The sequence below is a fragment of the Methylosinus sp. DMC45 genome (genome assembly GCF_056313885.1).
On sequence record NZ_JBQUZK010000003.1, the window covers coordinates 265,110 to 277,869 of the forward strand.

Genomic DNA, 12,760 nt, shown 5'->3' on the forward strand with positions numbered 1-12,760 from the left:
TCCTGTGGCGCCACAGCCGCGTCGGCCGCCACTTGCCGTTTGAGACGATCGGTCGTATAAGAGCGCCATGAGCAGACGGGACGTGAACGATATTCGGCGCAAGCTCCTGGACCAGGGCGTCGCTTTGCTGATGGAGCAGGGCTATCACGGCACCGGCCTGCACGAGCTGGTGCAGAGCGTCGGCGTGCCCAAGGGCTCGTTCTACAATTACTTCCCCAGCAAGGAGGCGTTCAGCGCCGAGGTGGTGAAGCATTATATCGACCCCTTCATCGCCCAGCTCGACGCGCATCTCGCGCGCACCGACGTCGGCGCGGATGCTGCGCTCCGCGCCTATTTCGACGAGCTGATCGCCGATACAGAGCGCCGGGAGTTCAAAGGCGGCTGCCTGCTCGGCAATCTGATCGGCGAGATCGGCGACACCAGCGATCTGTGCCAGACATCGCTGCGCGAGGCGGTGCGCCGCTATCGCGACAAGCTGCGGGAGGGAGTTGCGCGCGGCCAGGCGGAGGGCTGCTTCCGCCGTGATCTCGACGCCAAAGAAATGGCCGATTTTCTCGTGGACGCGTGGCAGGGCTCGCTTCTGCGCATGAAGATCGAGCGCTCCGTCCGTCCGCTGACCCAGTTCCGCGACATGCTGCTGAACGGCTATTTCCGCGCCTGATTTTTTGCCCGGATTTGAGACGACCGGTCATTTTAAACAGAGGTCGAGTCCGAGGCGAACGATCGCCCCGGAGGAGCCGTCGCGCCCCGAGCGCGTCGAAAAAACCGCGGGCGCAAAAGCCCTGTGGAAAAATGGGAGGAAGCAGTGGCCAAGCGCATACTCGTCGTCGGCGGCGGCATAGGCGGAACGATGACCGCCAACAGCATCGTAGCGAAGCTCTACCCCGAAATCTCGGAAGGCTCGGTCCAAGTGACCATGCTCTCCGATTCGCCCTGGCATTATTACAAGCCGGCTTTCATGTATGTGGCCTTCGACATGTTCTTCGAGGGCGAGCTGCGCCGCAAGCAGAGCTCCCTGTTGCGACCCGAGATCGAATTCATCGTCGACAAGGTGGAGCGATTCGATTTCGCCGACTCCAGCGTGACGACGAGGAGCGGCCGCAAAATCGGCTATGACTATATCGTCGTCTCCACCGGATGCCTGCCGGCGCCCGAGCGCATACCGGGCCTGAAAGAGGCGGGCGATTATTTCTATCAATATGAGCCGGCGCGCCGCCTCGCCGACAAGCTCCGCGGCTTCGAGAAGGGCCGCATCTTCATCACCGTCAATTTTCCGAAGACGCCCAATGTTCCGCATCAATGCGGCATAGCCCCGATCGAGACGACGCTGATGCTCGACGAATATCTGCGCCGCAAAGGCGTGCGCGACCAGGTCGAGATCGTCTACACCTATCCGACCGTCTCGCAGCTGCTGCGCAACTGCCTCTTCCTCCAGCGGGAGGTCTGCGAGGTTCTGCCCACCGTCTTCGAGAGCAAGGGAATCAAATTCCAGCGCGGCTTCACGCTGGATTCGGTCGATCCCGATCGCAAGGTCGCGCGCTCTGAGGAAGGCCATGAGGAGAATTTCGACCTGCTGATGTGCACGCCGCCGATTCGCGCGGTCGATGCGGTGATCGCCAGCGGAGTGTCGCAGGCGATGAACAATGAAGGCTGGCTGCCCACCGACCGCCGAACCTTGCAGATCGAGGGTTTCGCCAACGCCTATGTGATGGGCGACACGGTCGATTTGCCGATCAGCAAGGCCGGCGGCTCCTGTCACAACCAATGCCCGGTCATCGCCAATAATATTGCCGGCGACATTCGCATCGGCCGCACGGTCGACGCCTATGACGGCAAGGTTCAGGCGGTGGCGCAAATGGGCCTCGAGCTGGGAATGCCGCTCTGGTACGACTATGACGAGGACGTTCATCCGACGCCGCCCACAAAGCTGGGCGGGCTTCTCCGCAAGGCTTTCAACCGCGGAATCTATTGGTCTGTCGCGCGCGGCGTGATCTGAAAAAGCGAGGGATGAGCGATGAGCACGACCGAACTCGACATGCATCATGAAGGCGCTTCGCGAACGCTCGACGAGGCGACGCGAAAGGGAATCGCCGATCTTCTCGAAAAAGCCTCGCCGCTGCTTCAGGGCCGGCGCTTTCACAATATCGTCGATCTTCTCTCTCTCGCTTCCGACGCTGTGGACATGGCCGATGACGCGATGATCCAAAAGCTGATGAAAGCCTATGAGGAGTCGATCGGCGCCGCCTGGACGCTCGGCAACGCCGCGCGCTTCGCCGCCAATGAGGCGTCGCGCAAGCCGACGCCGTCTCTGCTCGGCCTGCTGCGTTCGGCGGGCGACGAGGATGTGCGGCGCGGCCTGCATTTCGCGCTGCTGTTCCTCGCCGTGCTCGGGCGCGAGACGCGCGACGAGCCGGCATGACCGACACGGCGCTCGCCGCACTCTATGAGCGGCGCGTGCGCGACTGGGCGCGGCGAGCGCGCGACGACCTGCGCCTCGCAGACGCCGCCGTCTCCGTCACGCGGACGAGCCCGATCTGCGGCAGCCGGCTGACGCTCGATCTGCGTTGCGAGAACGGCCGCGTCGTCGCTCTCGGCCATCGCGCGCGCGCCTGCACGCTCGGCATGGCCGCGACGGGAATCGTCGTCGCGGGGGCGATCGGCGAAACTCTCGCCGATGTCCTCACGGCCGGCGAAGCGCTGGCGCAGCTTCTGGACGGCGCCGACGTCGGCTTTCCCGAGAGATGGCGGGAGCTGGAGATATTCGCCGCCGCGCGCGCCTTCCCGACAAGGCGCGGCTCCATTCTGCTGCCCTTCGACGCGCTGGCCGAGGCGCGTGTCCTCCTTACTCGGTGAGCGCCAGCAGAATATCCGCGTACCAGGCGCAATTGAGGCCGAGGGCCTCGTCCTGCTGGAGGTCTCGGCCGACGTCCAGCCGCGCCGAATGGACGCCGAGCAGCGTCCAGGGCAGATCGCCCTGGCCCGCCTCCAGCGTTGGCGCGCGGGCCACAACGGGCGCGCCGCTCGCGCCTCTATGCGTGCGCGCGTCGGTGAGAAAATAGCCCTGGCCCTGAAAACGCAGGCCGAAGGAGGAGGCGACGACGCCCTGCCGCGCCACCGGCATATGATGCAGCGTGTCGTGGAAGCCTAAGGGAAAGCCGAGAATCAGCAGCGAGGAGCCGACCTCCACCGTGTCGAACTCGCCGCAGAGATGCGCCGGGGTGAAGGCCCGATAGACGGTCGGCTCCGGCAGAGCCTGGCGTTCGATCTCTATGGCCGCGACATCGATCTCGCCGCCCGCGTCGAGGCCCTGGCGCCAGACGCTCTTGCCGTCTTCGTAGAGCAGCATCGAGAAGCCGGTCGATTGGGTCATGTTCTCGGCGTCGATATGCAGCTCGATCTCGATTCGGTCGGGGCAATGGCCGGTCGCCGCATCGCTCAGCACATGCCGGCTCGTCACCAGGAACAGCCGTTCGTCGCGCTCGAAGAAGAAGCCGCTGGCGTTGGTCAGCGGGGCGTCGCCTTGGAACGTGCCCACGCGCGCCGTGGTGAGAAGCAGAGGTTCGATCGTCATCGCCCGGCCTTTCTCCTCCATGGGAGATTCTCCCCTAACGGCGACATGGCTGCTCGGTTCCGCCCCGGCAAGTCAGGGGCGCCGCTCAGGGGCCGTGATAATCGGGGTCCGGCTTCGCCAGCAGAATGCTGGCGACGATCGGCATAGGATTGCTCAGCAGGCGGAAGCGGCCAAAGCCCGCCTTTTTGGCGAGCTTCTGCAGCTCGGCGAGGGTGCGCGGCTCGCCGCGGCCCATGGCCAGCGTGTAGAATCCGTAATAGGCGTCGAGCGGCTCCGCGCCCTCGACGCCGGACATCGCCTCTATGATCAGCAGCGTCCCGTCGCGCGGCAGGGCGCGGCGCACATTGCGCAGCAGCTCCAGCGCGGAAGCGTCGTCGTGATCATGGACGATACGAATCAATGTTATCACATCCGCGCCCTTGGGCAGCGGATCGGTGAGGAAGTTTCCCGAAAAGAAGGTCGCGCGCTTGGTGAGCCCCGCCTCCTCGAGCCGGGCGCGGGCGCGCTCCACCACCGTCGGCAGATCGAAGAGCATCAGCCGCAGGCGCGGCGCCCTCGCCGCCGCGGCGATGAGAAAGGCGCCCTCGCCGCCGCCGACGTCGAGAAGCTTCGTGTGCCGCCGGATGGGGTAGACGTCGAGCAGCTCCTGCGCCACCAGCGGCTGCGAGGCGGCCATCAGCGCGCTATAGGGCGCGACCTCCTCGGCGGAGAGGGCGGCGGGATTTTCCGCCGCCGAATAGGGCCAATAATCGGCGAGCCGCGGCTCGGCCGATTCGTCGCCGCGCAGCAGGCCGACCGGATCGGCGAGATCGGCGTAGAGCATGGGCTGATGCGCGACGAGCGAGAGCGCCGCCTTGTTGCCGATGAGCGCCGCGCCCAGCTCGCCGAGGCCGAAGCGCCCCTTGCCGCGCCGCTCGACGAGGCCGAGCGAGGCCGCGGCGTCCAGCAGACGCGCGGCGGCGTCCTGCGAGAGCTCGAGCTTTTCGGCGACCTGCTCCACAGTGCGCGGCTGCTCCAGCAGCAGCTCGAGCAGCTTCAGCCGCACGCAGGCGAGGAGCACTTGCGAATAGACGAAGCCGGCGCAGAGATCGAGCATGGAGCGCGCGCGCTTGCGCGCCGCGGCGCGGGTCAGCGGATGCGCGGCGGCGAGACGCTGAAAGCGCGGGCTCGACACCAGCCGATCCCGCAGCCGCCGCAGCCTGTCCCGAAAGAACTGCCCCATACGCCGCCCCTCCGTCGAGAATCATCCGCTCCTAGCCCAAAAGCGCCGGCACGGAAACGTCGATTATCCCGGGTCCAGCGTTTGGCCCTTGCGGGACGCTCGCGGGGGCTGCCCGGGAGACCATCGCCGCCATGCGCTTCGACGCTCTCGATCGGCTCAATTTCTTTCTCGCCGACGTGCGCGGCGGGCTCGGGCCTTTCGTCGGGGTTTTCCTGTTCACGCAGGCGCATTGGAGCCAGGCCGAGATCGGCGCCGTGCTGACGGTCAGCGGGCTCGTCGGCATAGCCGCGCATCCGGCGGTCGGCGCCTTCATCGATCGCACGCGCGCCAAGCGCGAGCTTCTCGTGGTCGCGAGCTTCGTGCTCTGCGCCTGCGGCCTCGCCATCATTCATGCGCCGAGCATTCCGGTGGTCGTCGCGGCCGATATCGTCATGGCGACGCTCGGCGCCGTCTTCGCGCCGACAGTGGCGGCGCTCACGCTCGGCCTCTATGGCCGCGAGCGTCTCGCCGAGCGGCTCGGCCGCAACGCCGCCTTCGATCGCGCGGGGAATATTTTCATCGCCGGAATCATCGGCCTCGTCGGCGTGCTGGCGTCGCAGACGGCGCCTTTCTATCTGGCGCCGATCTTCGCTGTGCTCGCGGCGCGGGCAGCCTTTTCCATTCCGGCCGAGGCTATCGATCACGATCGCGCGCGCGGTCTAGAGGATGTCGATCTCGCGCATCCGCCGCAGCCGGGCCGGCTGCGTGATTTGCTGCATTACCGCCCGCTGCTCGTCTATGCGGCGGCGGCGGCGCTGTTCAATTTCGCCAATGCGCCGACATTGTCATTGATCGCGCAGAAGCTCGCCTCGGAAAATCCGGGCCTCGAGAGCGGCGTGACCTCGGCCGCAATCATTCTCGCGCAGCTCTCGACCATCGGCATGGCGCTCCTCGTCGAGCGCGCCGATCTCATCGGGCGCAAGCCGCTCATCGTCCTCGCCTTCGTCGCGCTCTTCGCGCGCGATCTCGCTTGCGTCTTCGCGCAGACGCCGCTGCATCTGCTCGCGGCGCAATTGCTGGACGGCGTCGGCGGCGGCCTCTTCGACGCGCTGCTGCCTCTGGTGCTGGCGGATATCATGCGCGGCACGGGACATTACAGCCTGGCGCGCGGCGGGCTCGGATTCGTGCAGGGCGTGGGCGGCGCGACGAGCCTGTCCGTCGCCGGCTTCATCGTCACGTCCGGCGGCTATGCGGCGAGCTTTTTGACGCTGGCCGCGGTCGCGCTGGCGGGCCTCGCGCTGGTCCTCGTCGCCATGCCGGAGACGGGACCAAAGCGTTAGCGGCGCCGAAAGCTCAGGCGGCGCCCGGCGCGAAGCCTTCCTCGAGGCCGAGACGCTCGAGCAGAGATTTGCGGCGCTTGCGGTCGCGCTTCTGCGGCGGCTTGCGATTGTAATAGTCGAACAGCACCTCGCGATAGAGCTTGACCACGGCCTTCTCATTGAGGCCGAACAGCATGTCGGCGGCGATGCGCAGCAGCAGATAGACCGTGCATTCGAAGAAGAAGGCGCTCGGATGCGAGAACATGACCGGCAGCGCCGAGGCGATGACGGCGCCATAGAGCGAGGCGATGGCGTAACGCGGATTCACGGTCGCCCACAGGAAGAGGCGCAGCAATTCGCGATAGCCGATGTAATTGACGAGCGCGGCGTAGAGCTCGGCGCTGAACGCGCCCTCCTGGAAATCCACGATCGCGCGGGCGAGGGCGATGATCGCGACGAGGGAATAGAAAATCGTGTCGCAGCGGCGAAGGCATAGTTCGCGAATGTCGTCGAGCAATGGGGTCTTCCTCATCTGGGCTCCTCGAGGCGTTGGGGTGGCGCCGTCTAAAAGAGCCGCAAATCCGGCGCCGGCCAGTCCGGCGCCGCCGTGAAATTCAGCTCGCAGCACGCGCATTGCTCCTGTAATACGTAGCACTTCGGAGCGATCTGTGACCTGATGTCGCGGCGGCGCGGCGACTCGTCGCAGCGCCGCCCGCGCAGCAGGACGGCGCCGAAAAGCGGGGCGCTTCGCGGACTCGACGCCATAGCCTCAGGCGCGAAATAAGGTCATATTCACGACAAGCCGACGGCGCGCTCCAACGCGCCGCGATCATCCGAGGGAACGCTCGAAATGACCGACAAGATCTATGCAGTGCCGGAAGCGTGGCGGAACGAGGCCCGCGTCGACGCCGAGAAATATGCGGAGCTCTACCGGCGCTCTGTCGCCGATCCCGACGGCTTTTGGGGCGAGCAGGCGCAGCGCATAGAATGGATCGCCCCTTTCACGCGCGTGAAGGAGGTGAGCTTCGACACGCATAATGTCGCGATCGAATGGTTCGGCGACGGCTCCACCAATGTCGCGATGAACTGCATCGATCGCCATCTCCCGCATCGCGCCGATCAGGTGGCGATCATTTGGGAGGGCGACGATCCCTCGCTCTCGCGTCACATCACCTATCGCGAATTGCACGAGCAGGTGTGCCGCTTCGCCAATGTGCTGAAGGCGCATGGCGTGCGCAAGGGCGATCGCGTGACGATCTATCTGCCGATGATACCGGAGGCCGCTTACGCCATGCTCGCCTGCGCGCGCATCGGCGCCGTGCATTCCGTGGTGTTCGGCGGCTTCTCGCCGGATGCGCTCGCCGGCCGCATAGAGGATGCGCAATCGGATGTCGTCATCACCGCGGACGAGGGCGTGCGCGGCGGCCGCAAATCGCCGCTGAAGGACAATGTCGACGCCGCGCTGGAGAAGGTCTCCGCCAAGACCGTCATCGTCGTCACGCGCACCGGCGCCAAGGTGGATATGAAGCCCGGCCGCGATTTCCGTTACGAGGACGAGGCGAAGAAGGTTCCCGAGGATTGTCCTTACGCCGAGGTCGGCGCCGAGGACCCGCTGTTCATCCTCTACACGTCCGGCTCGACCGGAAAGCCCAAGGGCGTGCTGCATACGACCGGCGGCTATCTCGTCCATGCCGCGCTGACGCATGAGCTCGTCTTCGATTATCGCGAGGGCGACGTCTATTGGTGCACGGCGGATGTCGGCTGGGTGACGGGCCACAGCTATATCGTCTACGGCCCGCTCGCCAATGGCGCGACGACGCTGATGTTCGAAGGCGTGCCGAATTATCCGACCGTCTCGCGCTTTTGGGAAGTGATCGACAAGCACAAAGTCGACATCTTCTACACGGCGCCGACGGCGATCCGCGCTTTGATGGGCGCCGGCGAGGAGCCGGTGAAGAAGACGAGCCGCAAGTCGGTGCGCCTGCTCGGCTCGGTCGGCGAGCCGATCAATCCAGAAGCCTGGGAATGGTATCACCGCGTCGTCGGCGAGGGCCGCTGCCCCATCGTCGACACATGGTGGCAGACGGAGACGGGCGGCATTCTCATCGCGCCGCTGCCGGGCGCGACGGCGCTGAAGCCGGGCTCGGCGAGCAAGCCATTCTTCGGCGTGCAGCCGGAGATCGTCGACGCCAATGGCAATGTGCTCGAGGGCGCCTGCGAGGGCAATCTCGTCATCGCCGACAGCTGGCCCGGACAGGCGCGCACCGTGTTCGGCGATCACGAGCGTTTCGTGCAGACCTATTTCACCGCCTATCCGGGCAAATATTTCACCGGCGACGGCTGCCGGCGCGACGCCGACGGCTATTATTGGATCACCGGCCGCGTCGACGACGTCATCAATGTCTCCGGCCATCGTCTCGGCACGGCGGAAATCGAGAGCGCGCTCGTCGCGCATGAGAAGGTCGCCGAGGCCGCGGTCGTCGGCTTCCCGCACGCCATCAAGGGACAGGGCATTTACGCCTATGTGACGCTGATGGGCGGCGTCGAGCCCTCCGAGCGTCTGCGCAAGGAGCTGGTCGATTTCGTGCGCAAGGAGATTTCCGCCATCGCCTCGCCGGATGTGATCCAATTCGCGCCCGGCCTGCCGAAGACGCGCTCCGGCAAGATCATGCGGCGCATATTGCGCAAGATCGCCGAGAATGAAATCGGCGCGCTGGGGGATACGTCGACGCTCGCCGATCCGAGCGTGGTGGATGATCTGATCAAGAACCGGCCGGCGGGGTGACGGGAGAGGGCGCGCGCGGCGGCGAAGCTCGCCCCTCGCGCGCCGGCCTAATCGGCGCTATATTTTATGAAGCGCCGCCCGTATTCGACGTGAGCTCATGATTTCCAAGGACTATGACGCCTTCGTCTCGGCCGGAGCGCCGGAGGAGAAGGCGCGTCGCGCCGCCGAAGCCCTGGCGCTCTACAAGAGCCGATTTTCCAAGCTCGAGAAGGACGCGGCCGTCATCGAGTGGATGCTCGGCGTTGTCATCGCCCTCCTTTCCGCCGTGGCGCTGAAGCTTTTCCTGCACTGATCTTTGGGATTTTCGCCGCTCGACTTGACAGGCTCTTCCGCCTGCGCCACTCGGCGCCTCTCCAAAGTGCAAGCGAGAGAGGCGAGCAGCGCATGGCGAAGGCATTCGTGTTTCCGGGGCAGGGGTCGCAGGCGGTCGGCATGGGCAAGGCGCTCGGCGAGGCCTTTCCTCAGGCGCGCGCCGTCTATGAGGAAGTGGACGCCGCGCTCGGCGCGCCGCTCTCCAAGATCATGTTCGAAGGCCCGGAAGCGGAGCTGACGCTCACCGCCAACGCCCAGCCGGCGCTGATGGCGGTCTCGCTCGCCGCCATTCGCGTGCTGGAGGCCGAGGCCGGGCTCGACCTCTCACGCGACGCGGCCTTCGTCGCCGGCCATTCGCTCGGCGAATATTCGGCGCTGGCCGCCGCCGGGGCGCTCTCCATCGCCGACACAGCACGGCTGCTGCGGCTGCGCGGCCAGGCCATGCAGGCGGCGGTTCCGGTCGGCGAAGGTGCGATGGCCGCGCTCATCGGCGTCGAGCTGGAGGCCGCCCGCGCGATCGCCGAGGCGGCCGCCGAGGCCGAAGGGGCGGTCTGCCAGGTCGCCAATGACAATGGCGGCGGCCAGATCGTCGTTTCCGGCGCCAAGGCCGCGGTGGAGAAGGCCATTCTCGTCGCCAAGGAGCGGGGCGTGAAGCGCGCCGTGTCGCTGCCCGTCTCCGCGCCCTTCCATTGCGCGCTGATGCAGCCCGCAGCCGACGCCATGCGCGAGGCGCTGGCGACGACCACGATTCTCGCGCCCAAGGTCCCCGTCGTCGCCAATGTGACGGCGAGCCCGATCGCATCGCCGGAGGATATCCGCCGGCTGCTGGTGGAGCAGGTGACCGGCACGGTGCGCTGGCGCGAATGCGTCGCCCATATGGCCGGGGCGGGCGTCGATAAATTCGTCGAATGCGGCGCCGGCAAGGTGCTGACCGGCCTGCTGAAGCGCATCGCCTCCGAGGCCAAGGGAATCAATGTCGGCGCGCCGGAAGATCTGGACGCCTATCGCGCCTTCGTTTGACGACAAAAAAGCCCGGCCGCGAGGGCCGGGCTCTTCGTCCCTAGGAGGAGGAGAGACGCTTCAGTATCTCGCCACCACGGGAGCGGGGGTGAAGAGATTGAAGTGATAGTTGATGCCGGCGCGCACAGTGTTGATGCGCGTATGACGATTCCAATTGTTGGCGCCCCAGATCGCGACGGGGAACTGCGGGAACAGGACCGGACCCAGCGCGCCCCAATTATTGTTGTTATTGTTGTTATTGAGCTCCGTGTAGAGATATTCGATCTTGGCGGACCAATTGGGCAGGAAGGCCCATTCGACGCCGCCGCCGGCCGTCCAGCCGCCGCGCACGTCATTGTTATTGTTGTTGCCCCACCAGAAGCCGCCGAACGGATGCTTCACCTCGCCATAGGCGAAGCCGCCGGTGCCGTAGATCAGCAGGCGGGAATCGAGCAGCGCCAGGCCGAGACGGCCGCGCACCGTGCCGAACCACGGAACCTGGGTGCGATCGGCGCCGCCCAAGCCGCCCCACCAATTATTGTTGTTGTTGCCGCTGCCGATGCTGGTGCCCTGAATGTCGGTCTCGAGACCGACGACGAAGAGCGGCGAGATCTGATAGTTCCAGCCGAGCTGGCCGCCGCCGACAACGCCGCCGCTGGTGTTGTTGTTATTGTTGTTCCAGCCCCAAGCCCAATTATTGTTGTTGTTGCCGCGGTCGAGCCAGCCGCCGCCGAGGTTCAGACCGACATAGGGGCCGGTCCAGGAGAAGGCCGGAGGCGGGACGAAGGCGACGGCGACTTCCTTGCGGGAGGGCAGATCGGCCGCGCTGGCCGATCCGGCGAGCAGAGCCGAAAAGACCGCGAGAAGGGAAATCCTGGTTTTCATTAGATCGCTCCTCAATTCTCTATAAAGCGGCGCAGCACGCCAATCACGCCGTTCGACCTCACCAACGCAAGCATTCGAACCGCTACGGGCGAAGATTTCGTAAATTCCTGACACTGTAAACGCCGAAAAAGGCTATAGGCGGCGCGAAACAGCATTTCGTTTGTCGGTGTGATAAAAAGGCACCCCTAGGTAATTTGAGATACACTGTTTTTATACTATAGCATCGGCAGACACGCGCTCCGCAAAACTACCTAATGCGACAAAGACGGCAGCCGAGCTACGACATTGCGCGCCGTGCGCGCGGCGCCCTATAGAGGCGCGTAAGGTTCGCGAAGCCGCGCGAGCACAGCGGCGGCTAGGGGGAGAGACATGTTCGATCTGAGCGGCAAGACGGCGCTGGTCACCGGCGCGAGCGGCGGCATCGGCCGGGACATCGCGCGCGCTCTGCATAAGAGCGGCGCCGTGGTGGCGCTTTCCGGCACGCGCGAGGAGGCGCTCGCGACGCTCGCTTCCGAGCTCGGCGAGCGCGTCCACATCCTTCCTTGCGATCTCTCCGACAAGGCGCAGGCCGAGGCGCTGGTCCCGGCGGCGGAAAAGGCCATGGGCGGGCTCGACATTCTGGTCAACAACGCCGGCATCACCCGCGACATGCTGTTCATGCGCCTCAAGGACGAGGATTGGGACGCGGTGCTGAACGTCAATCTCACCTCGGCCTTCCGCCTGTCGCGGGCGGCGCTGCGCGGCATGATGCGCAAGCGCTTCGGCCGCATCATCGGCATCACCTCGGTCGTCGGCGTCACCGGCAACGCCGGCCAGGGCAATTACGCCGCCGCCAAGGCCGGCATGATCGGCATGACCAAATCACTGGCGGCCGAGGTCGCCTCGCGCGGCATAACCGTCAATTGCGTGGCGCCCGGCTTTATCGAGAGCCCGATGACCGACGCGCTGAACGAGACGCAGAAACAGACGATTCTGCGCGCCGTGCCGGCCGGACGGCTGGGCACGGGCGCGGATGTCGCCGCCGCCGTCGTCTATCTTTCGAGCGACGAATCGGCCTATGTCACCGGCCAGACTCTGCATGTGAACGGCGGCATGGCGATGATCTGAAAGCTCAGGATTTGCCGCGGGGCGCCTCTCGCCACGGCGAATTAATTATGCTACCAGACGCGTCGCTGGCCGGGGGCGACGCCGCAAAGAGCAATTCGGGCCGGCGAAAAAGCCCGCCTCCCGATGGCGACGTTTCCGCGGGTCGCGCGAGCGAAACCGCAGAAATGTGACGTAGTTTACCCCTGAAACGATCGAGCGAGGTCCGAGCCGAACTCTGGATCCGCCAAGTCGGTGTCAGCAGATCGATCGAACGAGGATCAGAGAAGATGAGCGATATCGCCCCGCGCGTTAAGAGTATCGTTGTCGAACATCTCGGCGTCAAAGAAGAAGAGGTGAAGCCGGAGGCGTCTTTCGTCGACGATCTCGGGGCCGATTCTCTCGACACCGTCGAGCTGGTCATGGCTTTCGAGGAGGAGTTCGGCGTCGAGATCCCGGACGAAGAGGCCGAGAAGATCAACACGGTCGGCGACGCCATCTCCTATCTGGAAAAAGCCAAAGCGGCTTGAGGCCAATGGCCGACGCGACGCGGATCGTGGATCGATCCGCGGTTCCGCGTTTTCGTCAATGAACTGCAAGGCACA

14 protein-coding genes are annotated in these 12,760 nt (G+C 65.4%); 10 read left to right on the forward strand and 4 right to left on the reverse strand.

Features of this window, described 5'->3' with window-relative positions; genetic code table 11:
- Positions 1–67: 67 nt before the first annotated feature.
- The 4 genes from ACT53T_RS01405 (at position 68) to ACT53T_RS01420 (ending at position 2,853) form a co-directional block, all read left to right on the forward strand.
- Entirely contained in the window at positions 68–661 is a 594-nt protein-coding gene (locus tag ACT53T_RS01405) for a TetR/AcrR family transcriptional regulator (RefSeq protein ID WP_142862913.1), read from the forward strand.
- Positions 662–805: 144 nt separating this feature from the next.
- Positions 806–1,996 carry an NAD(P)/FAD-dependent oxidoreductase gene (locus ACT53T_RS01410; RefSeq protein ID WP_476159625.1) on the forward strand — a complete coding sequence of 397 codons (1,191 nt, stop codon included), beginning with the start codon at positions 806–808 and terminating at the stop codon, positions 1,994–1,996.
- An 18-nt stretch (positions 1,997–2,014) separates the two neighbouring features.
- Positions 2,015–2,419 (forward strand): DUF1641 domain-containing protein, encoded by a 405-nt coding sequence (locus ACT53T_RS01415; RefSeq protein ID WP_476159626.1) that lies wholly within the window; start codon positions 2,015–2,017, stop codon positions 2,417–2,419.
- The gene (locus ACT53T_RS01420) at positions 2,416–2,853 is read left to right on the forward strand and encodes an iron-sulfur cluster assembly scaffold protein (protein ID WP_476159628.1); all 438 of its coding nucleotides are present in this window, start codon (positions 2,416–2,418) and stop codon (positions 2,851–2,853) included. Before ACT53T_RS01415 ends, ACT53T_RS01420 begins: the two co-directional genes overlap by 4 nt.
- Here ACT53T_RS01420 and ACT53T_RS01425 read toward each other — a convergent pair.
- Both ACT53T_RS01425 and ACT53T_RS01430 read right to left on the reverse strand, forming a co-directional pair.
- Complete coding sequence (locus tag ACT53T_RS01425) at positions 2,843–3,571, reverse strand: S1 family peptidase (protein WP_400770208.1); 729 nt, start codon at positions 3,569–3,571, stop codon at positions 2,843–2,845. The genes ACT53T_RS01420 and ACT53T_RS01425 overlap by 11 nt on opposite strands.
- A gap of 85 nt (positions 3,572–3,656) precedes the next feature.
- Positions 3,657–4,793 carry a methyltransferase gene (locus ACT53T_RS01430; RefSeq protein WP_476159630.1) on the reverse strand — a complete coding sequence of 379 codons (1,137 nt, stop codon included), beginning with the start codon at positions 4,791–4,793 and terminating at the stop codon, positions 3,657–3,659.
- 131 nt (positions 4,794–4,924) lie between these two features.
- Here ACT53T_RS01430 and ACT53T_RS01435 point away from each other — a divergent pair, with 131 nt between their 5' ends.
- Positions 4,925–6,112 carry an MFS transporter gene (locus ACT53T_RS01435; RefSeq protein ID WP_476159632.1) on the forward strand — a complete coding sequence of 396 codons (1,188 nt, stop codon included), beginning with the start codon at positions 4,925–4,927 and terminating at the stop codon, positions 6,110–6,112.
- A 13-nt stretch (positions 6,113–6,125) separates the two neighbouring features.
- Here ACT53T_RS01435 and ACT53T_RS01440 read toward each other — a convergent pair whose 3' ends face one another.
- The gene (locus tag ACT53T_RS01440; RefSeq protein WP_245267196.1) at positions 6,126–6,623 is read right to left on the reverse strand and encodes a hypothetical protein; all 498 of its coding nucleotides are present in this window, start codon (positions 6,621–6,623) and stop codon (positions 6,126–6,128) included.
- Positions 6,624–6,941: 318 nt separating this feature from the next.
- Between ACT53T_RS01440 and acs the strand changes: the two genes are divergently transcribed.
- The 3 genes from acs to fabD all read left to right on the forward strand — a co-directional run bounded on the left by acs (position 6,942) and on the right by fabD (position 10,208).
- Positions 6,942–8,876 carry an acetate--CoA ligase gene (gene acs / locus ACT53T_RS01445; RefSeq protein WP_476159634.1) on the forward strand — a complete coding sequence of 645 codons (1,935 nt, stop codon included), beginning with the start codon at positions 6,942–6,944 and terminating at the stop codon, positions 8,874–8,876.
- A gap of 97 nt (positions 8,877–8,973) precedes the next feature.
- Positions 8,974–9,168, forward strand: coding sequence for an integrase (locus ACT53T_RS01450; protein ID WP_476159635.1), 195 nt, complete (start codon positions 8,974–8,976; stop codon positions 9,166–9,168).
- Positions 9,169–9,260: 92 nt separating this feature from the next.
- Positions 9,261–10,208, forward strand: a complete 948-nt coding sequence (gene fabD / locus ACT53T_RS01455; RefSeq protein ID WP_476159636.1) for an ACP S-malonyltransferase — start codon at positions 9,261–9,263, stop codon at positions 10,206–10,208.
- 60 nt (positions 10,209–10,268) lie between these two features.
- On the opposite strand, the gene ACT53T_RS01460 is transcribed toward fabD, so the two are convergent.
- Complete coding sequence (locus tag ACT53T_RS01460; protein WP_476159637.1) at positions 10,269–11,072, reverse strand: outer membrane protein; 804 nt, start codon at positions 11,070–11,072, stop codon at positions 10,269–10,271.
- Positions 11,073–11,441: 369 nt separating this feature from the next.
- Between ACT53T_RS01460 and fabG the strand changes: the two genes are divergently transcribed.
- Together fabG and ACT53T_RS01470 are read left to right on the forward strand one after the other, a co-directional pair.
- Positions 11,442–12,179 (forward strand): 3-oxoacyl-[acyl-carrier-protein] reductase, encoded by a 738-nt coding sequence (gene fabG, locus ACT53T_RS01465; protein WP_018267301.1) that lies wholly within the window; start codon positions 11,442–11,444, stop codon positions 12,177–12,179.
- Positions 12,180–12,445: 266 nt separating this feature from the next.
- Complete coding sequence (locus ACT53T_RS01470; protein ID WP_018267300.1) at positions 12,446–12,685, forward strand: acyl carrier protein; 240 nt, start codon at positions 12,446–12,448, stop codon at positions 12,683–12,685.
- Positions 12,686–12,760: the final 75 nt, after the last annotated feature.